This window comes from Neobacillus pocheonensis, assembly GCF_050477905.1.
Lineage (GTDB): Bacteria > Bacillota > Bacilli > Bacillales > Cytobacillaceae > Neobacillus > Neobacillus pocheonensis_A.
This window is the reverse complement of record NZ_JBCNAD010000032.1, coordinates 44,634-68,918: the sequence shown is the minus strand read 5'-3', so window position 1 is coordinate 68,918 and position 24,285 is coordinate 44,634. Positions and strand designations below refer to the sequence as shown.

Genomic DNA, 24,285 nt, shown 5'->3' with positions numbered 1-24,285 from the left:
GAAAAATGTATGTTTTATAGCAAACTTTACTATAGTAATTTACTTACGCGGCGCTCCGCCCCTTTTCCGCTAAATGATGAACATGGCATCGCCAAAGCTAAAGAAACGGTACCGCTCCTCCACTGCTGTGTTATAGGCGCGCAGCACATTTTCTCTACCAGCTAGAGCACTCACAAGCATGATCAGCGTTGATTTAGGTAAATGAAAATTTGTAATCATCCCGTCAATTGCTTTAAATTCATACCCTGGATAAATAAAAATACTGGTCCAACCGCTGCCTTCAATAAACTGGCCATCATTTTGGGAGGTAATTGTCTCTAACGTCCGTGTCGAGGTGGTACCTACGGTAATAATTCTTCCGCCGTTGTCTCTGACTTCATTTAGGAGCCGTGCCGTTCCTTCTGTTACCATATAAAATTCTGCATGCATATCATGTCCTTCAACATCATCGACGCTTACCGGTCTAAAAGTTCCAAGGCCGACATGCAGGGTTATAAAGGCGACATGAACACCTTTTTCTTTAATTTCATTCAATAGTTCTTCTGTAAAATGAAGACCTGCGGTTGGTGCTGCCGCAGATCCAGGTTCACGGGCAAAAACGGTTTGGTATCTTTCCCGATCATCAAGCTGTTCCTTTATGTATGGCGGGAGCGGCATTTCTCCAAGCTGGTCTAAAACTTCATAAAAAATGCCATCATATTTGAATTCCATGACTCTACCGCCATGATCAGAGGTTTCTGTACAAACGGCTTTAAGAAGCCCGTCTCCGAATACAATTTCCGTTCCTTCTTTAACTCTTTTTGCAGGTTTCACAAGTGTTTCCCATTGATCACCTTCGAGTTGTTTTAACAGCAGCACTTCTATTTTAGCTCCGGTATCCGGTTTGACGCCAAAAAGGCGTGCAGGAAGAACCCTTGTATCATTTAGAACAAGGCAATCCCCTTCACGCAAATACTCAATAATATTTTTAAAAACTTCATGCTTTATTTCGCCTGTTTCCTTATTTAAAACCATCAGTCTGCTGTCAGTCCGGTTTTGCAACGGGACTTGAGCAATTAATTCCTCAGGCAAATGAAAATCAAACAAATCTACTTTCATATTAATAACATCCTTACATTAACGTTTTCAAAAAGTGTGGTCCAGTTTTGTTTTGGTTACTGTGCGGGGATTTCCATCCCGAAATGAAGATAAACGGCTGGTGTTACTACTCTGCCCCGTGGAGTTCGCTGCAGAAAGCCAATTTGCAGTAAATAAGGTTCATATACATCTTCAATTGTTTCCGCTTCTTCCCCAATTGATGCAGCAATGGTATCAAGGCCTACAGGACCGCCACGGAATTTTTCAATAATCCCTTTTAACAGCTTATGGTCAATATGGTCGAGGCCCAGCCGGTCTACCTGCAGAAGCTCCAGCGCTTCTCTTGCAAGGGTAAGACCAATAGAACCGTCCCCCTTTACCTGAGCAAAGTCTCTTACTCTTCGGAGCAGACGATTGGCAATCCGCGGGGTACCCCTTGCCCTTCTGGCGATTTCTCCAGCAGCCTGCTCGTCAATTTCCGTATCGAATAAGTCAGCCGTTCGCACGACAATACTTTTTAACTGATCTTCCTTATAATACTCGAGCCGGCACAAAACTCCAAATCGATCGCGTAATGGAGCCGATAAAGCCCCAGCTCTAGTTGTGGCCCCGACTAATGTAAACGGTGGGAGATCCAGCCGTACGGACCTTGCACTTGGGCCTTTTCCGATCACAATATCCAGACAGAAATCCTCCATCGCCGGATACAGGACCTCTTCAATCGTTCGCGGCAGCCTGTGGATTTCATCAATAAAAAGTACATCACCGGGCTCAAGTGCGGTTAATATTGCCGCTAAATCGCCGGGGCGCTCAATCGCAGGACCTGAGGTGGTCCGTATGTTGACGCCCATTTCATTGGCAATAATGACAGCAAGAGTAGTTTTCCCCAGGCCAGGTGGTCCATAAAGGAGAACATGGTCCAAGGTTTCCTTCCGAAGCTTGGCGGCCTTAATAAAGATTTCTAGGTTTTCTTTGACCTGATCTTGTCCAATATATTGCTTTAGGGTTTGCGGTCTGAGACTTTGTTCAAAGCTTATTTCGCTCTCATTCACTTCACTAGAAATAATCCTGTCATCCATACGTTATCACCTATTTTAAAAGGCGCTTAAGGGCCTGTTTAATGTATTGATCGGTTGACATCTGTTCTTTCCTTAATTCAGGTGATATCTTCTTAATTTCTTTATCAGAATAGCCCAATGCTTTTAAAGCAAGAATGGCTTCTTCAAAGGCCGTATTGCTTGTTTGTGTATGTAGTGAAAGTGTTTCTGCATTGAACAGGTTAGGGAAGTAGTCTGGTACGACATCCTGCAATTTCCCTTTTAAATCAAGAATCATTTGCCGCGCTGTTTTTTTGCCGACCCCTGGAAATTTAACCAAGAAGCCTTCATCTTCATTTTCAATGGCATTCACAACCTGCTGGACTTCACCAGAAGCAAGAATCGCCAATGCCCCTTTCGGCCCGATCCCCGAAACATTTAGCAATTTGGTAAAAAGCTTTTTCTCTTCTCTTGATTGGAACCCAAATAACGCCATTATGTCCTCACGAACATAGTGGTAGGTATATACGGTTACCATTGTTTCCATTTTGCTAGAATAAATAAACGGATTGGGTGTCGAGATTTGATAGCCAATTCCATTATTTTCGATGACAATATATTCGGGCCCGACAAAATCAACGGCCCCTTTTATAAATTCATACAATCGTATTCTCTCCCCTGATTTTCACGCTATCTTTCATTTTAACATAAGAATTGCAGGGAGATGAAGAAAATCGCAGTTTAGAGATTAATCAAACTATTCAGATGCAGCGTTTCTGGTTTCGCAGATAAAAGTTCGTTTTTCGCAGATAAAGCTAGAGTTTTCGCAGATAAACCTTAATTTAACGCAAATAAAAGGACGAAAGATATAATTTTCGAAAAAAATCAGCCTGAATTTAAACAATCAGTCTGATTTATGAATAAATCTATTCTTTTTTAATCGAATAAGGCTCAAAAGTTTCTAAAACTTCAACATAATGATCTTTTGTTTTAATCGGGATTCCTTGAATTAACTCTTCTTGTTTCTTACTTTCTAGTTTCTTTATATCTATTTGAAAAAATGATTGAATAATCCGTGATCGGTCTGGTCTGCCATTAAAAATGGTCAATATCCCATCGTCGGTAATTCCAAAAAAGCCATTTGCCTTAAGCAACGGTGAAATATCATCGACTTGTTTTCTAAAAACAAAAGTGGATTCATCCATTTCCGTTAGCCGCCACTGATCATACTTGGCCCAGAAATTCGCCATAGACCAGCTCGTCTCGTGAACTACTTCTTGACTTATTTCTCCGTCCAGATAGAGTCGTTCTAAAATAACCGTCAGGTGCAGAGGTTCCATATTTTGCCGGTCTTCGACTTGTGCGGCAGAACCTGTCATTTCGAAAACACTGCTGAAAAAAATAACTAGAAAAACAGAAGATACCGATAAACTATACCGAGACAATACCCTCCAATTGAACCTCATGCTACTCACCTCTTTTTGTTATAAATTGAACAAACTTTACAGTTCTAGTGTAGCCTATTTTTCCCTTTTTATCCGAAAAATTAGAAAAGCGGAAGCGCCTTAACCAGCCCCGACAGGCAAATGTTCTTCGGCAAAAAAGTCGTCTTTTTGACTTTTATTGCCGAAGGTTATTTGACCCCGAGGGGCTAGGCTCTGTAGCTGGACAACAAAAAGGGCAAAGCCAGGTTTTAAGCTTCACCCTTTTGTCTTATTTAGAATATCGTTCAGGTACTTCTTCGTTTTGGCGGCGGTCCTTATTAGCCTTCGGTTGGCGTTGCGGGACATCATTATTGATGTTCCTGTCGCGGCCAAGGGTACCTTCATCAGTAATGACCGTTACGCTTTTTCCGTTCGCGAAAGGTTTCACCGCATTCCTAATAGCCCTTTTTGTTTCAGCTTCCCTGTCCCTGTCGACTAGATTTACCGAAACAATGACAGTGTTTCCATAAGCAACGGACCTTACAGTCTGAACATTATCAATGTTTGCTACTTTGTTTCTGATATCGTCCGTTATGTTCTCTTGAACATGTTTATCTGTTGCCTCACCAGTTTTCCCGATATTTTTATTCAAGTGACCGTGGTAATTTATATCACTTCTACTAAACCGGTTATCCCGCTGGAAAAAATTCCGGTCTGATTTTGCTAAAGGAGTCGTTGGATTTTTCGGGTTGCCATTTTCGTCTCTAGTTTGCAGCAGGTTTCTTTTTTGCTGGTTTACAACTCCGTCCTCTTCCCCAAGTGTATGATCCATCATTTCCGTGAAAGCACCATCATTGTCCCTTAAATACCCATAATTACTGTTTGGGTGGTTTTCATTGGAGTAATATCCCATCGGGCGGGCCAGATTATTATTTCCTTGATTTGCACTTTCACTCTTATTATCATTGTTGCAGCCAGTAAGTCCTAGCATCATAACGGCTGAAAGAGGAATCATCCACTGTTTCTTGTTCAAGCGAAAAACCCCCTTGAATTCATCCTGAGCATGTTTTAACATGCTCATTACTAGGGTGCAATTTTTTAGGGGTTTTCATTCATTTTCATTAATCCACCAAAACCTTTAATCGGTCGATAAATTTTTTTCTAGTGTAAAACTGACTAATCGTTAAGTCCATCACCTGTTTCAATTTTAAATGATCGGTATAAGATTTTTCCCTAATGATTCGATTCCACTCCCGAAAAATATCGGCTGGATAAGCTAATGCATATAAAAATGCTTTTTCATGTAAATAGTTCTTGATGGGTTCATATTGATGAAGCTTATCATACGACCATTCCAAATAAGGCAGAATTCGATTCGCATATTGTAAATAATCATACGATGCGGGGCCGATGCTGATTAAATCGAAGTCAATCAAAAGCAGCGTTCCGTTTCGGTCACGTAAAAAATTATGATGAGCTACATCGCCATGCAATATCACAAAGGGTTCATTTTTAAAAAAGAAATGGTCCTTTTTCATACCGGCGAGTGACCATTCCGCCCATGATAGCATTTCCGAAATAAACGGTTCATTGAAGAAATATTTGACGAAGGGAAGATTGCTTGAAAAAATATTGAACCGCTCTGACCACTTTCCAAGCATATCTCCTTTCGGAAGCAAGGTTCTATAACGCGCTTCAAAGGAGGAGGTCGTTTCATGAAATTTTTCTAAAAGCTCTAATCCCTCTTGCCGATTTTTCTCCGTATGAAAGGAAAAAGAGGTTCTATTCGGAGGAATGTATTCAATACAGCCAAAATAAGTTCCTTCAAAAAATAGCTGTTCTCTAACGGTTGGAGCAAGAAATTTATAGGTCTTCTTAAACCCTTCATTATAAAGAGTACGGGTAAAAGCTTCTTGAAGTCTGAGCCTGCTGTTAGAATGGTACCCTTTCATGATGTAAGTATTATTTTCTGTTTTTAAAAATAAAACAGATTTTCGAATCGGAACCATTTGAATTATTTTTTCCATAAACTGTGACCGAAAATAAGAGAGGAGACGATTAAAGTAATCATCGTCTCCTTTATTGTTAACCATACTATTAACTGCTTTCATCCTGGAACCCTTGCATTCCATAAGGATTGGTACCAACCGGCCCCATTCCATATGGGTTCATAAATGGAGGCTGGGCAGTATTTACAGGTCCAGAATATGGCGCGCTATAAATTGGCGGTGTTGGAGGAACAAAAGTTGGCTGCACATTTTGTGGTACATTAGGAGGCATTCCTGCTGGCATTCCTGTTGGCATACCCGCTGGCATTCCCGCTGGCATTCCTGCTGGCATTCCCGTTGGCATTCCCATTGGCATTCCTGCTGGCATTTCCGTTGGCATTCCTGTTGGCATTCCTGTTGGCATTCCTGTTGGCATTCCTGCTGGCACTGACCCGCAGCCGCAGTCTTCTAGAGCACCTGTTCCAACAGGCAGTCCTTGCGTTGGATAAGGCTCATGCATAAATGGCATTTGTGTACCATAAGCAGGTCCTGTAAATCCAGGTGACTCAACGCCCATTACCTGAGGAGCCGTTTGTGGATATCCATACGGAACTTGACCATATGGAACTCCCATTCCGTATGGGTTTACCATTCCTGGGTTTCCATACATTGTACCAGGCATATAAGGCGCTCCAGGAGCAAATGCAGCTGGGTTGTGCCCTCCGATGAATGCTGATGATGGACTTTCAACAGGGTATCCTTCTGGCACCGCAGTTGGATAGGCTCCTGGTACTGCTCCAGGGTATCCAGAATGCGGATCGTAACCTAGTGGCATTTGTCCATATCCTGTATGCATTGGGTCATATCCTACCGGCATTTGCCCGTAACCTGCCGGTGCCTGACCGTATGCGGCAGGGTCTACAAAAGGCTGCTGGAAGGCTGGATTTTGGACAGCGCCTGGATTAAAAGCAGGGTTCATTGCAGGTATTTGCGGCATAAATGATGAAGATTCATCATGAAATTGCTGCGGCATATAGGATGCTCCAGCAACAGTTGGCGCAACACCTGGTGCTACTGGACCATATCCAGGCACTCCTGGTACTCCTGGTACTCCTGGTACTCCTGGCATCATAGCACCTGGCATTTGTGGATATGGCATCATTGGAGGCATAGGGAAGCCGCCAAATGGTGGACAAAATCCTGGACCTGGCATGACTGGAGTCATTGGAACACAATCTTGTACCGGCATCTGGATTGGTGCTTCAACTACTGGCTCTGGAATCGGATTTTCTTTTATTGGCATTTCTTTTATCGGCATTTCTTTTATCGGCATTTCTTTTATCGGCATTTCTTTCTTCGGTACTTCTTTTACTTCTGGAAGTATATTGGTTGGTTTAGGCGGGAGCTGGGGCTGTGGAACCATATTTGTCATGTTCATCATGTAGTAATTGTTAATATCAATTTCTGGGACTACTTGTAGAGGCATTTTTGGAGTATAAGGTGCTTTTGGTGCTTCTTTGATGATTGGTTTTTCTTTAGCAATTGGTACTTCTTTAATAGGCGTTTCTTTAATAGGCGTTTCTTTAATAGGCATTTCTTTGATTGGTGCTGCTTTGATTGGTGCTTCCTTTATTGGCTTCTCTTTGGCAAACGGTTTCTCAGCAATCGGCATTTCTTTTTTTGTTCCCATATTGATTGTAGTCCCTTGTTTAGCGGCCCCCATCGGTGCTTCTTTCTTTATCGTTCCACCTGAAGTTGGGACCTTTACTTTCATTCCGGGCATAATCATATCAGGGTTGCTGAGCTGTGAATTCATCTTTTTCAGCTCTTCAAAATTCACGCCGTACTTCTTGGCGATCTTCCAAAGAGTATCCCCTTTCTGTACGATATGGATCTTCACTCTGATTTCCCTCCTATGGCATAAGTCCATATAGTGTATGTCAAATTGGGCAAAGTGCTAACATTCTTCAGAAAAACTTATGCTCATTTTTCATAAAATATGAATAAGTCCTGGGAGAAAAGGGGCGATTCTCGATTCGCCGATAAATGTCCACAATTCGCCGATAAAATAAAAAATTCGCCGATAAATCCCTTAAATTCGCCGATAAACTTGAAATTTCCGCCGATAAAATTTCTCAAAAATAAAAAAAGAGAGGCAAACAGCTCAGTTTGCCTCTCTTTTCTACTAATTATGAATTTTTTAGCATCCGTTCCAGAGCTAATTTGGCGTTCCCGGCAATTTTTGCATCCACTTTAATGATATTTTGATTATTTTCATCTTCAAGTGTATCCAGACTCCAAACTAGATGTGGCAGATCAATACGATTCATCGTCAAACAAGGACACATATGCGGATTTAACGAAATAATATGTTTATCCGGATGATTTTGGATTAAACGGTTCACAAGGTTCATCTCTGTTCCAATCGCCCAAGCTGATCCCGATTCCGCTTTTTCAATCGCATTAATGATATAGCTCGTTGATCCCGCCATATCTGATAATTCCACCACTTCTCGGCGGCATTCCGGGTGAACAATGATTTTCATATCTGGGTACTTATATCGGGTATCAATCACATTTTGAACCGTAAAGTTCTCATGGACGGAGCAATGCCCTTTCCAAAGGATTACTTTTACCTGTGAAACATCCCCATCAAACTCTAATGTATCATTAATTGGGTTCCAAATGGCCATTTCGTCCAGTGGTATACCTAAATCAGCAGCCGTATTACGGCCTAAATGCTGATCTGGCAAAAATAAAATTCGCTCCTTTTGTTCAAACGCCCATTTTACCATCGTCTCGGCATTAGAGGAGGTAACGGTTGCCCCACCATTAGAACCAACAAATGACTTAATAGCAGCTGTTGAATTAACATAGGTTAATGGAAGAATGGTATCACCATAAATCGCTTGCAGCTTTTCCCAAGCTCTTTCTGTTTGCCCCAAATCCGCCATATCAGCCATGGAGCAGCCGGCGCGCATATCAGGCAGGAACACCGTTTGGTTTTCAGTCGTTAAGATATCGGCGGTTTCAGCCATAAAATGAACCCCGCAAAAAACGATAAATTCCGCTTCTGTATTTTCCGCAGATAATTGTGCTAGCTTTAGGGAGTCACCAGTCGCATCTGCGAACTGGACAACTTCATCCTTTTGATAATGATGCCCTGGGATAAATAACCGTGAACCAAGTTTGTTTTTCACTTCAATCACACGAGCTTCTAATTCCTCCCGTGACATCTGCTTATATTTTTCAGGAATCATTTTATTCGTTTGTAATGAGGCTAAAATGTTCATCTTATTCTTCTCCTTTATTCCATTTTACTTTTACGCTTATATCCAACGCTTTATAAGAATGGGTCAATAATCCAAGGGAAATATAATGAACACCCGTATCACTGAAGGCACCCAGGTTCGTTAACTGGATCCCGCCGGAGGCTTCGGTAATGATTCCAGATGGAACCAATTTAATGAATTCCTTAATTTCATCAGGGGTCCGGTTATCAAACATGATCACATCGGCACCCGCGTTTACCGCCTCAATCACTTGTTCTTCTGTCTCGACTTCTACTTCCACTTTCACCATATGACCAGCTTGCTTCCTTACCGTTTCAACAGCACGCGAAATTGAACCTGCAAAAGAAATATGATTATCCTTAATCATGACACCATCGTATAGACCAAATCGGTGATTATAGCCACCGCCAGCACGGACTGCAAATTTTTCAACCATGCGGAGACCTGGTGTCGTCTTCCTTGTATCACAAATTTTTGTAAAATCGCTATTCAATGCCCTCACCGCTTTATTTGTCAGCGTGGCAATCCCGCTCATCCGCTGAATGAGATTAAGAACGACTCTTTCTCCTTTTAACAGGTCGGAAATTTTTCCAGATACAAGCGCCAGTTGTTGACCATATTCGATTTGGTCACCATCCTTTACAAGCACTTTCACGATTAAATCGGGATTTAACAACTTGAACCCTGTTTTAATAATTTCTTCGCCGCAAAAGATTCCTTCATCCTTCGAAAGAAAGACAATTTCTCCAACGGTATCATCTGAAAAAATTAAATCTGTGGTAATGTCCTGCTCACCGATATCTTCAATAAAAAAATCTTCAAGTAGTGAGCGCAGTTTTAATGTGTTCATGATTCTTGTTCACTTCCCGTTTCTTTTTATGAATGATGGATTTTCTAAGCCATTTATTGTCATCTTCTTTTGGATAATCACTTCTAAAATGTCCGCCGCGGCTTTCAGTCCGTTTTAAGGCTGAATCTGTAATCAACTTTGCTGTGATCAGCATGAAAATCTTTGTTAAATCTTGAACACTAAACGAGTCAAGTTCATTTAGTTCATGAACCTTAAATTGATGGAGCCATTTTCTTTGCTTCCTGAGGTCGACCTCATTTCGGACGATTCCTACCCGCTCCATCATGAAATCCTTTATTTGCTGCTGAGATGGCAGATTCACTTTTTTCTGGGTAAAACTATGATTTTGTTGTTCTTCTATTGGCACTTCAATCTGTGATGAATCAATCCATTCGGATAATTTTTTCCCTTGATACAAACCTTCTAAAAGGGAATTACTTGCGAGGCGGTTCGCACCGTGCAAGCCCGTACAAGCTGCTTCACCGATTGCATAAAGCCCATCAATGGAGGTACGGCCGATTAAGTCCGTTTTAATTCCCCCCATTAAAAAATGGCTTCCAGGCGCAACCGGAATTTTTCCAACTGATAAGTCAATGCCATTTTGCTCACAAAGTTCCGTAATGGTAGGGAATCGTTTCTTGAAATCTTTTATTCTACTAATATCTAAATATACGTTATGGCCATTTTTCAAATATTCATAAATGGTTTGCGAAACGACATGCCTTGGTGCAAGGTCTTTATAAGGGTGGACTCCCTCCATGATCGGTATTCCATCATCCGTAATGAGGATCGCACCATCCCCCCTTACGGCTTCGGATACTAATCCTTTTGTTTCGCCGTTCATGTATAAAAGTGTCGGATGAAATTGATTAAATTCCATATCGACGATTTCAGCACCTGCTAAATAGGCAAGCGCAATGCCATCGCCGCTAACTGTTTGGGCATTTGAGGTGTAAGTATACAATTGTCCACAGCCGCCTGTCGCAAGGATGATGTGCTGTCCGTAATAAATTTGAATGCTGCCATCAGGCCGCTTTGTTTTTACACCAATGCAGCGATTTTTTTGCTCATTTATGATCAATTCATAGGCAAATACGTCTTCTTCGACAATCACATTTTCAGGCATTCTGCTTATTAGGTGCTCTATTACGTTTTTACCTGTCGCATCGCCGCCGCCATGGACAATGCGATGCTCGCTATGGGCCCCTTCCATGCCAAGAAGGAATTCACCATTTTGATTACGGTCAAAGACATCCCCTTGTTGTGAAATAGCCTTTATTAATGATGGCGCTTCATAAATGATTTCCCGAACCGTTTCCTGGTTATTGTGAAATCTTCCTGCTTCTAATGTATCCGCAAAATGCTTGGAAGGATGGTCATGGTCACCAATTGCAGCAGCAATTCCTCCTTGTGCTAGATAGGAATTTGCTATTCTTATTTTCGATTTTGTGAGAATTCTCACATTCTTATCATTTCCTAATTGGTTAGCAAGCTGTAAGGCCGCTACCCCGCTTCCAATTATTACAACCTCATCATTTATCATAGGTTGACCCTCCTGACCTAACAGGTGTCTTGACATATATATTTACACAGAACTAAACTAAAAACAAGTATTATATTAAAAAGTTATGGGAGAAAATAATATGATCTATTTTGATTTTGCTGCCACAACACCCTTAGATTCTGAAGCGGCTGAGGTTTACCTGAAGGTAGCTACGGAATTCTTTGGCAATTCTAGTAGCCTTCATGATATTGGCGGTCAATCCGCTGCTTTACTAGAAAATTGCCGCGAAGAATTAGCGAGCCTTTTAGGTGTTGATAAAAAAGGGCTGTTCTTTACTAGCGGGGGTTCCGAGGGAAATTTTTTAGCGATTGAGGCTTTACTATCTGCTCCAGTAAAAATAGGCAAACATATTATTTCGGGAATGGCGGAGCATTCGTCTATCCATGGTGCTCTCAATAGATTGGAATTGGCGGGCTATGAAATTACGCTTCTTCCCTTAGATGCATCAGGGCGAATGGATGTTGAGGCGCTTATGAATGCAATTAAATCAGAAACCATTTTAGTTGCGATTCAGCATGTGAATTCAGAAATCGGAACGATTCAGCCAATCGAGGCAATTGCGGAAATTTGCAAGGCCAATCAGATTCATTTCCATAGCGATATTGTCCAGTCATTTGGAAAAATAGATTTGAAAAATATTGCACCACTTGTTAGCAGCTTTTCTTTTTCTGGGCATAAAATTTATGGTCCAAAAGGGATTGGTGGTGTTTATATTAATCCGCTGATTAATTGGAATCCATTTTTTCCAGGCGGTTCACATGAAGGCGGATTTCGCCCAGGCACGGTGGACGTTCCAGCCATCGCTGCAATGACAGTTGCTGCACAAAAAATAATCCGGGACATTCCAGAGAATCAGCATAAATTTTCTTTATTGCGACAAGCTTTTTTGGAGACACTCACTCCTATAAAAGATAGAGTAATAGTTTATGAAGGGGAAGAGTCCCATACACAATTACCGAATATTATTGGGCTCAGAATCGCAGGGATCGAGGGACAATGGACAATGCTTGAATGCAATCGCTTAGGATTCGCCATTTCAACCGGAAGCGCCTGCCAAGTTGGTATGCAATCCCCTGCAAAAGTTGCACAAGCGTTGGGATTAAGTAATCAAGAGGCAAAAGAGTTTAACCGCATTTCGTTTGGCACTTCTTCAACGATTGAGGAAGTGGTGAAACTTGGTGAGAGCATTGTGAAAATCGCACAGGAATTTTCTCCCGCATAAACGGGCAGGAAGACCCCCACTGATTGAAGTTTCATTTTATAAAAATAAATAAGTTTATGCTAGAATAAGAAAACAGATGATGCACGGGAGGAATTTTATGGCTGAGCAAAAAAAAATATTAGGAGAGGAAAGGAGGTCTTTGATTCTACAGCTGCTTAAAGACAGCCCTGAACCGCTGACAGGCAGTGAGCTGGCCTCAAGAACGAATGTTAGCAGGCAAGTGATTGTTGGGGATATAACCCTGCTTAAAGCGAAAAATGAACCCATTCTTGCCACTAGCCAAGGCTATGTTTATTTAAAGCAAAATGCTGACACTAGGATTTATGAAAGAACGATTGCTAGCAGGCATTTGCCTAAGGACACAGAAAAAGAACTAAATTTGTTAGTGGACCACGGGGTTTTGGTGAAGGATGTAAAGATTGAGCACGCCGTATACGGTGATTTAACGGCATCAATCATGGTCTCGAACCGACAGGAAGTGAAACAGTTTTTAAACCATCTTAAAACAACTAATGCCGCTTTATTGTCTGAGCTGACAGATGGCATCCATCTTCATACTATTTCTGCTTCAAGTGAAAAAATACTTGATAAAGCGGTTTATGCCCTTAGGACTGAAGGGTTTTTGATGGAATAGAAAAAGACCTGGGCCCCACCCAGGTCTTTTTCTATTTTAGTTCTACTAATGTAGAAGGATAAGTGCCGAGCAGTGTGACTCCGCATCCGAGTGCTTCCAATTCAGCGATTGCTCCTGGAATTAATACTTCATCAAGCTTCATTTCTAAATCGATAATGAAAAAATAATTGCCAATTCCTGTTTTCATTGGTCTTGATTCAATTTTGGAAAGGTTTATTTTTCGCCAAGCAAACGCTGAAAGGACTTGGTGAAGTGCACCGGCACGATCAGACGGCAGGGTGACCATCAGAGTTGTCTTGTAATGGGTTGACCCGCTTATTGCATGAAAATCTAATTCGTTTTCTGATAAAACCACAAAGCGGGTGTGGTTATAGTCAAAATCGTGAATGTTCCTGCGAACAATCGTTAACCCATATTCTTTTGCCGCCAATTCATTGGCAATGGCGGCCGTATTATGTTCAGGCTCATCCATAATCAGCTTCGCCGCTGCTGCTGTGGACGACACATATTCAAATGGCACGTCTTTAAATTGACTATGTAAAAATTTATGACACTGGGCAATGGCATGAGAATGGCTATATATTTTCGAGATACTCTCCCAGTTCTCCGCATTCTTTGGATGGACCATTAAATGCTGTTTTATCGGGAGGGTAATTTCCCCAATGATTGGGATTTGAGCAACCTGTGTTAAATAATCCAAGGTAATATTGACCGAGCCCTCAAGCGCATTTTCAATTGGAGCCACTGCCAGGTCCACTTTTTTATCCAATACGGCATCCATACATTCGGGTATTGTCCGGTAAGGCTCAAGCCCAAAACCCGGGAAAACCTTAGTTACTGCGAGTTCCGTAAAGGTCGCCTTAGGGCCTAAATAACCAACTTTCATTATATTCCACTCCCTTATTTATTAAAAAGAAGGCTGAGAACAGCTCCTCAGCGGACAAACGTCCACTAGGCACCTGTTCCCAGCACTTCTACTTTCTCTACAAATTCGAGTTTTCTAAGTTCAGTTAGTAATTCATCAATTTCATTTGTCATATTTGCCGTGTTTAACGAAAGTGTTACGTTAGCCCTGCCTTGAAGGGGAATCGTCTGATGTATGGTTAGGACATTGCAGCCTGATGCGGCAACAACACTTAATAATTTTGATAGCGTGCCTGAGCGGTCCTCTAAATGAAAAAATAGGGAGACTAAACGTTCCTTCTTAATGGTTGAGAAGGGAAACACGGTATCTCTGTATTTATAAAAGGCACTCCTGCTTAAATCTACCTGCTGAACTGCATCCGCTATTGATTCCGCCTTGCCTCTATCCAGCATGTCCTTAACTTCAATTGTCTTCTTCATTGCTTCTGGCAACACATCTTCACGGATTAAATAAAATTTTCGATCAATATTATCCCTTTTCATTTCAATACCTCTTTACCTGGAACCCTATTCAATAAACTCAAATTCGAAATCCAATAACTTAACGAGATCCCCATCTTTTGCTCCACGCTGTCTTAAAGCTTCATCTACCCCGAGACCACGAAGCTGACGTGAGAAACGGCGGACAGATTCTTCGGTTTGGAAGTTTGTCATCTTAAATAACTTTTCAATTTTTTCTCCTGAAACAACAAATGAGCCATCTGATTCTCTTGAAATGTGAAAAGCATCCGGATCCTTCTCATGCTTGTAAAGGACGCGATGGACGCCAGTATCCTCTTCTTCATGCTCAAGCGGGAATTCAGGCGTTTCCTCAATTTTATCAGCAACGGCATACAATAACTCGCGCAGTCCTTTTCTTGTAACTGCCGAAATAGGAAAAATTAAATAATCGTCTTCGAGCTGCTCTTTAAATTTCTGCAGATTTTCCTCCGCACCAGGCATATCCATTTTATTGGCCACAATAATTTGTGGACGCTCCGTTAAACGCAGGTTATATTCTTTTAATTCTTTATTAATTGTCAAATAATCCTCATATGGGTCTCTACCTTCAGTTGCAGCCATATCGATAACATGGACAATAACCCTCGTCCGTTCAATATGACGCAAAAATTGATGACCCAGCCCAACTCCTGAATGGGCCCCTTCAATCAATCCAGGTAGATCGGCCATAACAAAGCTTCGGCCATCCTCTGTTTCCACCATACCCAGATTTGGAACAATCGTCGTAAAATGGTATTCGGCAATTTTTGGCTTCGCTGAAGAGACAACAGACAATAGCGTGGATTTCCCTACACTTGGGAAGCCAACAAGACCGACATCAGCAAGCAGCTTAAGCTCTAGGATAACATCGCGCTCTTGGCCCGGCTCGCCGTTTTCTGCTAGCTCTGGTGCAGGATTAGCCGGAGTGGCAAAACGGGAATTTCCCCGTCCGCCGCGACCGCCTTTTGCGATCACAGCCCGTTGTCCATGCTCGACTAAATCCGCTATGACCTCTTTCGTTTCAGCATCAGTGACAACCGTTCCGGGCGGAACCTTAACGATCATATCCTTGGAATTGCGGCCGTGCTGATTCTTCGACATACCATGCTCGCCACGCTCTGCCTTAAAATGACGCTGATAACGAAAATCCATTAGTGTTCGCAAGCCCTCTTCGACTTGGAAAATCACATTTGCTCCTTTTCCTCCGTCACCGCCTGCGGGACCACCTTTAGGAACATATTTTTCACGGCGAAACGCGACCATTCCGTTACCGCCGTCTCCACCTTTTACATAAATCTTGACTTGATCGACAAACATTTTATTCCTCCTGTCGCACATTTAAATCAACTGATGATTGCGACGAGAATCGCTGTTTTCATACCTTCTATTGTTTCGGCATAAAAATTTCCAGTGCGAGTTCGCTTTCCGTGAATTCCTTGACCTCGACATCCAACGATTTGGACCGATCTGCAAGGAATTTTTCAATCAGTTCACTTTTTATTATTATCCCGCTAAAATCAAAAAAGAAACGAATTCCCTCTGATTGCGGCTCAATTGTAATCGATAAATGGTTTTCTTGAAATGCCTCGATTGCCTTATTTAAACATAAAAAAAAGGATTTTGTCCAATTTGTCAGGACTGAATCGTTCATTCTCAATGGTTCGGCATCCTCAAGCACCTCATATTCAAGCCTAAAAGAGGGATTCTCCCAATTAGAGGTAAATAAGAGCGAGGCAAATAAAGGCATTTGTAAATTGGACAACTTTGTCTCATGCTGGGCTTCAATCACAATTTCATCAATGACCTCTTTGGCCCGGTCAATGCGATTTAAATCGATGTTTCCCTTAATTAACTGCAGCTTATTCAGCCAGTCATGTCGCGAGTGCCTCAGCACCTCCACGATACCCCATTCTTTCTCCATACCTACACTCCTAAACTAAGTGTCGGAACACACTATTTGTTGATAGTATATCAAAAAAGTAACCATGAGTAAGCTTTTTTATACGAAAGGTTTCCTAAAGAGGAAAAATTAAGAAGCTGACTGCGGGGAAATGCCTTTATAGTGCTATTTATTTGTGCAAAAAGAAAACTCTAACCGGCAAGGTTAGAGTTTCCAATAATGCTTACGCTTCTTGAGCTACTGGATAAACGCTCACTTGTTTACGGTCACGACCTAAACGTTCGAACTTAACAACGCCGTCGATTTTCGCAAAAAGAGTGTCGTCACCACCACGGCCTACGTTTTCACCTGGGTAAATCTTTGTACCGCGTTGACGGTAAAGGATTGAACCACCAGTTACGAATTGACCATCTGCACGCTTAGCACCAAGGCGCTTTGCGATAGAGTCACGTCCGTTCTTTGTAGAACCTACTCCCTTTTTAGATGCAAACAACTGAAGATCTAATTTTAATAACATTTATTCCACCTCCTGCTTTTTGAAGGTAATTTTTATGTGCTCTCCGTACGTTTCTTCAATCGATCTCAATGAAACAATCATTCCTTCAAGTAGAAGTTGAACTTTCTCTTGTGTATCCTCCGGAAGATCTTCAGGAAGCACACAGCGGAGAAGTCCGTCTGCTCGATGTTCCAGATCGGGAGTAACTCCGGTTAGTTCGTGCACTGCGTTAATGGCACCAACTGAAACGGCAGATACGCCTGCACAGACGATATCTTTTCCCCGGTCCGCGAACAAAGCATGACCACTTATTTCAAAGGATTGAATTTTTCCGGACTTAGTACGAGAAATCGTAATTCCAATCATCTATTTGTTCAACACCTTACGCGTTGATTTTTTCGATGACTACTTTAGTGTAAGGTTGACGATGACCTTGCTTCTTACGGTTGTTTTTCTTCGCTTTGTACTTGAAAACGATGATCTTTTTCGCACGGCCTTCTTTTTCAACTTTAGCTGTAACAGTAGCGCCTGCAACAACAGGGCTTCCAACTTTTACAGTTTCACCGCCAACGAAAAGAACCTTGTCAAAAGTAACTGTTTCACCAGCTTCAACACCTAATTTTTCAATGTAGATAGCTTGGCCTTCTTCGACTTTAAGTTGTTTACCGCCAGTTTCGATAATTGCGTACATGAACTGCACCTCCTTATAAACTCAGACTCGCCATCAACAGGCGTCTTGCGAATCTCGCAAAATCTTACTACCTGTTCTGTGCGGTTGTAGCACGGGTGCTACAAACATAACATTAAGATACTAACATAATTTGAGCTATAGTGTCAATAGCAATCGACAGCTTTTTGGGCTATCTCATTCTTAGTCCCGAACTGTTTTAACACATAATAATGTTGAGCGGAGTGTTTGATTGAAAAATAAACGGCGAAATGAAGCGATTCTTCTAATATGGCAAGATGTGGCTGTATTTCATCTTTAACTTCTAGTGTCGTTTCCACTAAAACCGCTTCAAATTCAGTATGGCGATGCTCGATTAACTCGCGTTCAAGCCTAAAAGCAACCGTTTCTGCACTAAGGATTTTTCCTGTCCCCTCGCAAACTGGGCAATTCACTTGTAATGCTTCCGAAATTGTTACTTTGGTTTTCTTCCTTGTTAGTTGAAGGATGCCAAGCGGGGTAAATCCAATTACTTTCGTTCGTTTTTCATCGTTCATTAATTTGGATTCGATAAGGTCGAGAATGGAATGCTTGTCCTTCTCGCGCTTCATATCAATAAAATCAACAAGAATAATACCGCCAATATCGCGGAGTCGCAACTGCCTTGCAATCTCCATTGCAGCAAGCTGATTTGTTTTTAAAACGGTATCCTGATAATCTGCCTTTCCAGAAAATTTACCAGTATTAACATCAATAATGGTAAGAGCTTCGGTTTCATCGAAAATTAGATAAGACCCATTATCGAGCCAAACAATCCGTTTCAGGGCTTTATCGATTTCATGCTCCACTTTATTGACTGAAAAAATATTCTCTTTGCCGTTATAGTAGGTTAAATTTATTTGAACATTTTTGGATTCCAATTGCTTTTTTATAGAAAGGTCGTCCACGATCACTTCGCCAGATGACATTTTAGCCGTTTGTTCCTCAATCATTTCAATAAAGGTATCCTTTTGAAAGATAATCCCTGGCTTTTTGATGGAGACTGCTTTTTGGAGCAACTCTTGATATTGAATTCGTAACTGGCCTAGCTCCTCAAAAATTTCCTCTTCTTTGCTATGGAGGCTAGAAGTTCGAAAGATTATTCCCTCTTCCTCTGTTTTCAAGCGGCTGCCAAGACGGCGTAGATTTGCCTGTTGCCGTTCATCGGCGATTTTTTTAGATACCGCAGTGTAGCGGCCATTTGGCATGTAAATAAGATTACTTCCTTGTATTTCAATGATCCCCGTTACTCTCGGCCCTTTCGTTCCGGTGGCGTCTTTATCCACTTGAACGAGCAGTTTTTCCCCTTGATGAAGCAACGAAGTAATACTTGCTTGTTTTTCGTTTGATAAAACATAGGATGGCAGCACGTCTCGATGCAAATAGGCCTTTTTTTCTTCCCCAATATCAATAAAAGCCGCATTCATTCCAGGCAGCACTTTCGTTACGGTCCCAAAATAAATATTACCGACCAGAGATTGGTGCTCTGGTCGGTCGATGACAATCTTTTCAACTCGTCCGTCTCGCAAAAAAGCAAAGCGCTTTTCACGCGATGAATAATTAACAATTAACGTTTCCAACATTAAGTCCTCACCTTATTCAAGATGTCTCTATTATACCCAATCAATAAGAAAAGAGAAGGTCGCTGATTTTATCAGTTAATCGTTTTTCGGTAAAATAAGCATGCAGGAGTTCATTTTCGTCTAATCTGCCTTTTTCTCTGCCAGCCTCTTCCACAATGATTGGATGCTTGCAGCCGCGCTGAAATTTTTCTAATACGTGGATCAGTAACTCCTGTTCATCAGCCTGGATGGGCTTTAAATTGTGGAGGTCTGATTTTTTTCCGTAATAGCGCTCTAATAAAAACCGCATGAAAATAAAGCGACGCTGCTTCCATTCGTGGTAAAGTGAGAAAAATAGGAAAGCGATAACGATCCAAACATTGAGATGAGTTGGGGCCGTAAACAAGATCAATACCGAAAAAAGAAGTAGGCTGGCGAACGAGAGCAATAGGGTAATCCGATGGGCATTTGGAAATGAGCTTTTTAATGATAGCAGCATGAAAACCAGCTTGCCGCCATCAAGCGGCCAAACTGGGAATAGATTAAACACGAGAATCATTAAATTATAACTTAAAAAGAGATTATAAAAATCTTCAGAAATGAGGTTAAGTGATAATAGTCCATAGGCTAAAGCTACCATCCAAATATGTTGAACTGGACCAGCTATGACAACGATGGCTTCTTCCTTTAATGGCCGGTTACCATGCTCATCCATCTCAGCGACCCCGCCAAATGGCAGCAAGGTAATTTTCTTGATTCTCCATGAAAAAAAAGAAGCTGCAGCAGCATGCCCCATTTCATGAATAAAAATAATTCCAAGCAGTAAGCAGACTTCGAGGAAATGTGCTGTAGCAATCGAGAGTGCAATCACAATCCACAACAATGGATGGATATGAACATGACGAAGTAAATATATCGCTTTATTCAATTCGAATCACCTGTATTGGGTCGATGAAATCATCGCCTTTTTTTATTGCAAAATAATATTTACCTTTTGTTTTGTCTTCTCCTGAAGAAGTGGAAACAGAACCAACCACTGTTCTTTTTTCGATAAAATCATATAAGTTAACCTTTATACTGTCTAAATTTCCGTACCAGGTTTCAGATCCATCAGAATGTTGAATGATGACAGTATTCCCTAAATCTTCTTTGACCCCTGCGAAGACGACATTGCCGTCATTAATTGCTTGGACAGGGGCTCCTTTTTGCGTCTCAATCATGATTCCCTGGCCATTTTTTTTGAAATTTTCAAGAAGTCTCCCGGAAACTTCAACGGCAGAATTTTTATCCACGACCTCTTTTTCTCCCGTTTTATCCTTCTCTGTAAAAGGAAGCAGTGCAAGCGGCTTTCCAAACTTATCTTCATACCATTTTGAAACAGTCGCAAACTTAAAGTCCTTGTCCATTGTTTTGACAATCGCATCCCGCGCCGGATCCAGTGAAGCAGTCTGATTCCGAAACAAAATAGCTACGACCAAAAATAGAAGAATCGAAGACAAAATTTTAAAAAAGAAGATTTCCTTTTTAAATAATGGGTGCCCGCCTTCTCCATCCGATCCCCCAGAGGAACTAAAATAATCTAATCCATATTTCTCATCATCACCAGGCCAATCAATCTGCCGTCCAGGGCTTTTTGACTGAGACCCTTGTTCTTTTTTTCTTTTGGCAATTCGCTGCCGTATTTCATCCGCTGAAGAGCGCGCCATATCCATCAACCCTTTTCCCACAGTTTGTACAAGTTTATGAGGAGAATTTAAAGAGTATGACTTCAAAATAAATAAGCCTGTCCACAATTTTTGTAGACAGGCTTACTTATTTATCGTACACCAAAGAATTTTTTAAGTTTTGTAAATACGCCTTTATTCGCCTCTTCCAGCGGTTGAAGCGGAATTGATTCCCCAAGGATTCTTCTTGCAATGTTTCGGTAGGCAATGGAAGCCTTGCTGTTTGGATTTAGGGCAATCGGTTCGCCATGGTTAGAGGCTTTAATTACTTCTTCGTCATCCGCAACAATCCCTATTAGTTCAATCGATAAATGCTGTGTAATTTCATCAATATCGAGCATGTCGCCGCTTTTCATCATATGATTGCGAATCCGGTTGACGACTAATCTTGGCGATTCCATACTCTTTTCTTTTTCAAGCAAGCCAATAATACGATCGGCGTCGCGAACGGCTGAAACTTCAGGATTCGTGACGACGATCGCTTTATCTGCACCGGCAATTGCGTTTTTATACCCTTGTTCAATTCCTGCAGGACAATCGATAATAATATAATCATATTCCTGCTTTAATTCCGTAATCAGTTCTTTCATTTGCTCCGGCGTAACGGCAGATTTATCGACCGTTTGCGCGGCGGGCAATAAATACAATAAGCCATCAAATCGTTTGTCCTTAACCAATGCTTGATGGATTTTACATCTTTTTTCTACTACATCCACCAAGTCATAGATAATTCGGTTTTCAAGTCCCATTACGACATCTAAGTTTCGAAGACCGATGTCTGTATCCACTAAGCATACTTTTTTTCCTTGAAGGGCCAGTGCTGTACCAATGTTCGCAGTAGTAGTTGTTTTGCCTACGCCGCCCTTACCGGATGTAATTACTATTGCCTCTCCCACCTTAATGTCCCCCTTCTAATCTAGTTAAATTAGGCCTTAAATGGATTAAAGCTTGCAGTCTATCAATTATGATTTCGCGGTTTTCATCTATGTAAGCACATTCCATTTCCCGCTTCTCCAAGTCTTGAACAGATTCTGGAGTTCTTTCTATACAATCGCTAATTCGCAGTTGCGAAGGTTTCATGCTTGACGCCGCAATGACAGCTTGATCATTTCCATGATAGCCGGCATGTGCTACTCCTTTTAGTGTACCCATAATAAAAATATTTCCGCCTGCAATTACCGTTCCACCAGGATTTACATCACCAATTAGCAGTAAATCACCAGGAACCTCTAACACTTGACCGGAACGAATGATGCGGGATACGGTCACGACCTCTGTTTCCGCCTTCATTCGATTGGCCTCATCTTTTGTGATTACATTCGCTTCAATATCATCAACAACTAAATTCTTTTTTTGCCGTATTAAGTCTTTTAACTCTTCCTGTTGGACCTCTGTTAAATATCGATTGCCTACTTCCACTTTAACAGTAATTAAATGCCGCTCATCTTGGGTCCTAGCGTTGGCAGAAAGCTTTTGGTCTAATTCTTTTTTTAGCTCCTCATAGGAACAGCTATCATCAAGATGAAGGACAAGTCCATCCTTCGTACCTTTTATTGTAACATTTTGCCGATTTTTCATGGAGAATTTTTCACCTCATAATAAAAAAACAATTCCGGAGCGGGAAATAATAGACGGTCAAATAAGGAATAATACCTACTCCGAATCACATGTACAAACTATCTTAATAAAAATTCGACACGAACCGTCCATTCTCCTCTTTTTTAAAAAGCTAAGTTTAAAGAACGTTGTTGATTTTCTAAGCTCGTTGATTGGAGCGGAAGGTGCGAAGACTCCTGCGGGAGTACGGGGTAGGGGAGACCCCGCAGGAGCGAAGCCACGAGGAGGCTCCCCAGCACGCCCGCGAACCGCTCGCACCTGGAGCGGAAATCAACAGACTAGTTTAACCAAGCTTTTTAAAAAAATTATTCATCCCTAAGGGCTTCGGCATATTTTTCAAATCGTCTTTTTAAGGGATAGCCAAATATCAAAACAAATATCGCATTTAATAATAAGGTTGGATAAAAACGTAAATTTAGAAAGCCCATAAAATCAAGACTTGTCACATGAATGAGGAAGTTCATTTCATACACACCAATCTCCAATAACGCCACTCCGAAAAGTGAAACGAGAAAGGCAATAATGATATTGGTCTGCATGATATGCATGATTTTCGATACTAGATAACAGATAAACGGAAAAAGAAAAAGATATATCCCGATAATCTCTACATAGACAATATCAAAGATCAGACCAAAAATGGCCGCATAGATTATACCTTGTTTTTTACCTATAAAAATAGTCAAAAAAACAAGTGCTACAAATAAAAAATGGGGAACGATAATCCGGTTCCCTCCGAAAAGATCACCTGGAAAAAATTGAACAAAAAGACTTTCTGCTAGAAAAAGGAACAAAAACAAAAGAGGAAGAAGGAATTTTTTCATAGATCCTTCTCCTTCCCATTTTCCATATCTGATACTGTCGGCTGCGTCATTAGTCGTTTAATGACAATGACATTTTCAATATCATAAAAGTCTGCACCTGGTTTTACTAAAGCCGTTTGATTTAACCCGTACTGATCAGGTTTAACCTCAACCACTTTCCCAACCACTAACCCTTCAGGAAAGACACCGCCCTTACCTGATGTAATCACATTTTGGTCTTTTTCAACTTTTACCCCTGAAGGAATGCTTTTGACTAAAAGTAATTTCTTTTTATCATCAAACCCCTGAACAAATCCGTAAATACTTGTTCCACCTTGGATGGTAACGGAAATCCGGTTCTTTGGATCCATTGCACTCAATAGCTGTACAGTCGAACTGAATTGGTTTACTGTCTTTACCTTACCAATCAACCCATTAGCTGTAACGACAGCCATATTTTTCTTAATTCCGTTGAGATTGCCTTTATCAATTATAATCATTTCATGCCAACGATCAGGATTTCTGCCAATTACAGTAGCAGGCATTGGTTTAAAATCTCTCAAGGTCTTTTTTTCTCCGAGAATGTCACGCAATTCCTTATTGTCTTTTTTCAGCCCTTGGTTTTCTGCTTCAAGGCTGACAAGCTCTTCAATCCGCGATTTAAGTTCTTTATTCTCTTCATATGTATTTTGCAAATCCTGGAGATTTTCAAAAAAGCCTGCAACGAAATTGGCAGGCTTTGAAACCAGGGATTGAACCCAGCCGGTTGTGTCTTTCACAAATTGCTCCGGCCAGGATAATTTATCTCTCTCCCTTAAAGAAAACCCAATCAATGCCACGAGAACAATGATGCTGACAAGCAAAATGATCAGTCGTTTATTCAAAAAGAACTGTGGCATGATTATTCACCTCTATTTTTTGTCTAGCTCCAGCGCCTAGGGGCTCGGGGTCATAAGCCCCTGGGCAAGGCGCTTCCGCTTTTCT

General features: G+C 41.3%; 26 protein-coding genes and 1 other annotated feature. Of the genes, 2 read left to right on the top strand and 24 right to left on the bottom strand.

The window, feature by feature from the left end; genetic code table 11:
• Positions 1-69: 69 nt before the first annotated feature.
• The 10 genes from queA to nadB all read right to left on the bottom strand — a co-directional run bounded on the left by queA (position 70) and on the right by nadB (position 11,212).
• The gene (gene queA / locus ABES02_RS17670; RefSeq protein WP_430137639.1) at positions 70-1,098 is read right to left on the bottom strand and encodes a tRNA preQ1(34) S-adenosylmethionine ribosyltransferase-isomerase QueA; all 1,029 of its coding nucleotides are present in this window, start codon (positions 1,096-1,098) and stop codon (positions 70-72) included.
• Between the two features lie 56 nt (positions 1,099-1,154).
• Positions 1,155-2,156, bottom strand: coding sequence for a Holliday junction branch migration DNA helicase RuvB (gene ruvB, locus ABES02_RS17665; RefSeq protein ID WP_430137637.1), 1,002 nt, complete (start codon positions 2,154-2,156; stop codon positions 1,155-1,157).
• Positions 2,157-2,166: 10 nt separating this feature from the next.
• The gene (gene ruvA / locus ABES02_RS17660; RefSeq protein WP_430137634.1) at positions 2,167-2,778 is read right to left on the bottom strand and encodes a Holliday junction branch migration protein RuvA; all 612 of its coding nucleotides are present in this window, start codon (positions 2,776-2,778) and stop codon (positions 2,167-2,169) included.
• A 262-nt stretch (positions 2,779-3,040) separates the two neighbouring features.
• Entirely contained in the window at positions 3,041-3,580 is a 540-nt protein-coding gene (locus ABES02_RS17655) for a BofC C-terminal domain-containing protein (protein WP_430137631.1), read from the bottom strand.
• Positions 3,581-3,827: 247 nt separating this feature from the next.
• Positions 3,828-4,571: a YhcN/YlaJ family sporulation lipoprotein gene (locus tag ABES02_RS17650; RefSeq protein ID WP_430137628.1), complete on the bottom strand. Its 744-nt coding sequence runs from the start codon at positions 4,569-4,571 to the stop codon at positions 3,828-3,830.
• Positions 4,572-4,659: 88 nt separating this feature from the next.
• A complete protein-coding gene (locus ABES02_RS17645; protein WP_430137625.1) occupies positions 4,660-5,649 on the bottom strand; it encodes a phosphotransferase in 990 nt (329 codons plus the stop codon).
• Positions 5,636-7,426 (bottom strand): SafA/ExsA family spore coat assembly protein, encoded by a 1,791-nt coding sequence (gene safA / locus ABES02_RS17640; RefSeq protein ID WP_430137622.1) that lies wholly within the window; start codon positions 7,424-7,426, stop codon positions 5,636-5,638. Before safA ends, ABES02_RS17645 begins: the two co-directional genes overlap by 14 nt.
• A 289-nt stretch (positions 7,427-7,715) precedes the next feature.
• Complete coding sequence (gene nadA, locus ABES02_RS17635; protein WP_430137619.1) at positions 7,716-8,819, bottom strand: quinolinate synthase NadA; 1,104 nt, start codon at positions 8,817-8,819, stop codon at positions 7,716-7,718.
• A gap of 1 nt (position 8,820) precedes the next feature.
• Positions 8,821-9,669, bottom strand: a complete 849-nt coding sequence (gene nadC / locus ABES02_RS17630; RefSeq protein WP_430137616.1) for a carboxylating nicotinate-nucleotide diphosphorylase — start codon at positions 9,667-9,669, stop codon at positions 8,821-8,823.
• Positions 9,638-11,212, bottom strand: a complete 1,575-nt coding sequence (gene nadB / locus ABES02_RS17625; protein ID WP_430137614.1) for an L-aspartate oxidase — start codon at positions 11,210-11,212, stop codon at positions 9,638-9,640. Before nadB ends, nadC begins: the two co-directional genes overlap by 32 nt.
• Before the next feature lie 100 nt (positions 11,213-11,312).
• Between nadB and ABES02_RS17620 the strand changes: the two genes are divergently transcribed.
• Both ABES02_RS17620 and ABES02_RS17615 read left to right on the top strand, forming a co-directional pair.
• Positions 11,313-12,455 carry an IscS subfamily cysteine desulfurase gene (locus ABES02_RS17620; RefSeq protein WP_430137612.1) on the top strand — a complete coding sequence of 381 codons (1,143 nt, stop codon included), beginning with the start codon at positions 11,313-11,315 and terminating at the stop codon, positions 12,453-12,455.
• 97 nt (positions 12,456-12,552) lie between these two features.
• Complete coding sequence (locus ABES02_RS17615; protein ID WP_430137609.1) at positions 12,553-13,089, top strand: transcription repressor NadR; 537 nt, start codon at positions 12,553-12,555, stop codon at positions 13,087-13,089.
• 31 nt (positions 13,090-13,120) lie between these two features.
• Here ABES02_RS17615 and pheA read toward each other — a convergent pair whose 3' ends face one another.
• The 14 genes from pheA to mreC form a co-directional block, all read right to left on the bottom strand.
• Complete coding sequence (gene pheA, locus ABES02_RS17610; protein WP_430137606.1) at positions 13,121-13,975, bottom strand: prephenate dehydratase; 855 nt, start codon at positions 13,973-13,975, stop codon at positions 13,121-13,123.
• Positions 13,976-14,040: 65 nt separating this feature from the next.
• The gene (locus tag ABES02_RS17605; protein WP_430137603.1) at positions 14,041-14,496 is read right to left on the bottom strand and encodes an ACT domain-containing protein; all 456 of its coding nucleotides are present in this window, start codon (positions 14,494-14,496) and stop codon (positions 14,041-14,043) included.
• Between the two features lie 24 nt (positions 14,497-14,520).
• Positions 14,521-15,810: a GTPase ObgE gene (obgE, locus tag ABES02_RS17600; protein WP_430137600.1), complete on the bottom strand. Its 1,290-nt coding sequence runs from the start codon at positions 15,808-15,810 to the stop codon at positions 14,521-14,523.
• 67 nt (positions 15,811-15,877) lie between these two features.
• A complete protein-coding gene (locus ABES02_RS17595) occupies positions 15,878-16,414 on the bottom strand; it encodes a Spo0B C-terminal domain-containing protein (protein WP_430137597.1) in 537 nt (178 codons plus the stop codon).
• A 202-nt stretch (positions 16,415-16,616) separates the two neighbouring features.
• Positions 16,617-16,910, bottom strand: a complete 294-nt coding sequence (gene rpmA, locus ABES02_RS17590) for a 50S ribosomal protein L27 (protein WP_101652028.1) — start codon at positions 16,908-16,910, stop codon at positions 16,617-16,619.
• Complete coding sequence (locus ABES02_RS17585; RefSeq protein WP_430137594.1) at positions 16,911-17,255, bottom strand: ribosomal-processing cysteine protease Prp; 345 nt, start codon at positions 17,253-17,255, stop codon at positions 16,911-16,913. It abuts the gene before it with no gap.
• 16 nt (positions 17,256-17,271) lie between these two features.
• Positions 17,272-17,580 carry a 50S ribosomal protein L21 gene (rplU, locus tag ABES02_RS17580; RefSeq protein WP_430137591.1) on the bottom strand — a complete coding sequence of 103 codons (309 nt, stop codon included), beginning with the start codon at positions 17,578-17,580 and terminating at the stop codon, positions 17,272-17,274.
• Between the two features lie 13 nt (positions 17,581-17,593).
• Positions 17,594-17,676, bottom strand: a sequence feature (ribosomal protein L21 leader region).
• Positions 17,677-17,723: 47 nt separating this feature from the next.
• Complete coding sequence (locus ABES02_RS17575; RefSeq protein WP_430137589.1) at positions 17,724-19,178, bottom strand: Rne/Rng family ribonuclease; 1,455 nt, start codon at positions 19,176-19,178, stop codon at positions 17,724-17,726.
• Between the two features lie 40 nt (positions 19,179-19,218).
• On the bottom strand, positions 19,219-20,085 hold the full coding sequence (locus ABES02_RS17570) for a M50 family metallopeptidase (protein WP_430137586.1): 867 nt from the start codon (positions 20,083-20,085) through the stop codon (positions 19,219-19,221).
• Positions 20,078-20,869 (bottom strand): peptidoglycan DD-metalloendopeptidase family protein, encoded by a 792-nt coding sequence (locus ABES02_RS17565; RefSeq protein ID WP_430137584.1) that lies wholly within the window; start codon positions 20,867-20,869, stop codon positions 20,078-20,080. The genes ABES02_RS17570 and ABES02_RS17565 overlap by 8 nt, the downstream gene beginning before the upstream one ends.
• A 104-nt stretch (positions 20,870-20,973) precedes the next feature.
• Positions 20,974-21,777, bottom strand: coding sequence for a septum site-determining protein MinD (gene minD, locus ABES02_RS17560; protein WP_430137582.1), 804 nt, complete (start codon positions 21,775-21,777; stop codon positions 20,974-20,976).
• A gap of 1 nt (position 21,778) precedes the next feature.
• Positions 21,779-22,459 (bottom strand): septum site-determining protein MinC, encoded by a 681-nt coding sequence (gene minC / locus ABES02_RS17555; RefSeq protein WP_430137580.1) that lies wholly within the window; start codon positions 22,457-22,459, stop codon positions 21,779-21,781.
• A 344-nt stretch (positions 22,460-22,803) separates the two neighbouring features.
• Entirely contained in the window at positions 22,804-23,322 is a 519-nt protein-coding gene (mreD, locus tag ABES02_RS17550) for a rod shape-determining protein MreD (protein ID WP_430137578.1), read from the bottom strand.
• Positions 23,319-24,200 (bottom strand): rod shape-determining protein MreC, encoded by an 882-nt coding sequence (gene mreC / locus ABES02_RS17545; protein WP_430137576.1) that lies wholly within the window; start codon positions 24,198-24,200, stop codon positions 23,319-23,321. Before mreC ends, mreD begins: the two co-directional genes overlap by 4 nt.
• Positions 24,201-24,285: the final 85 nt, after the last annotated feature.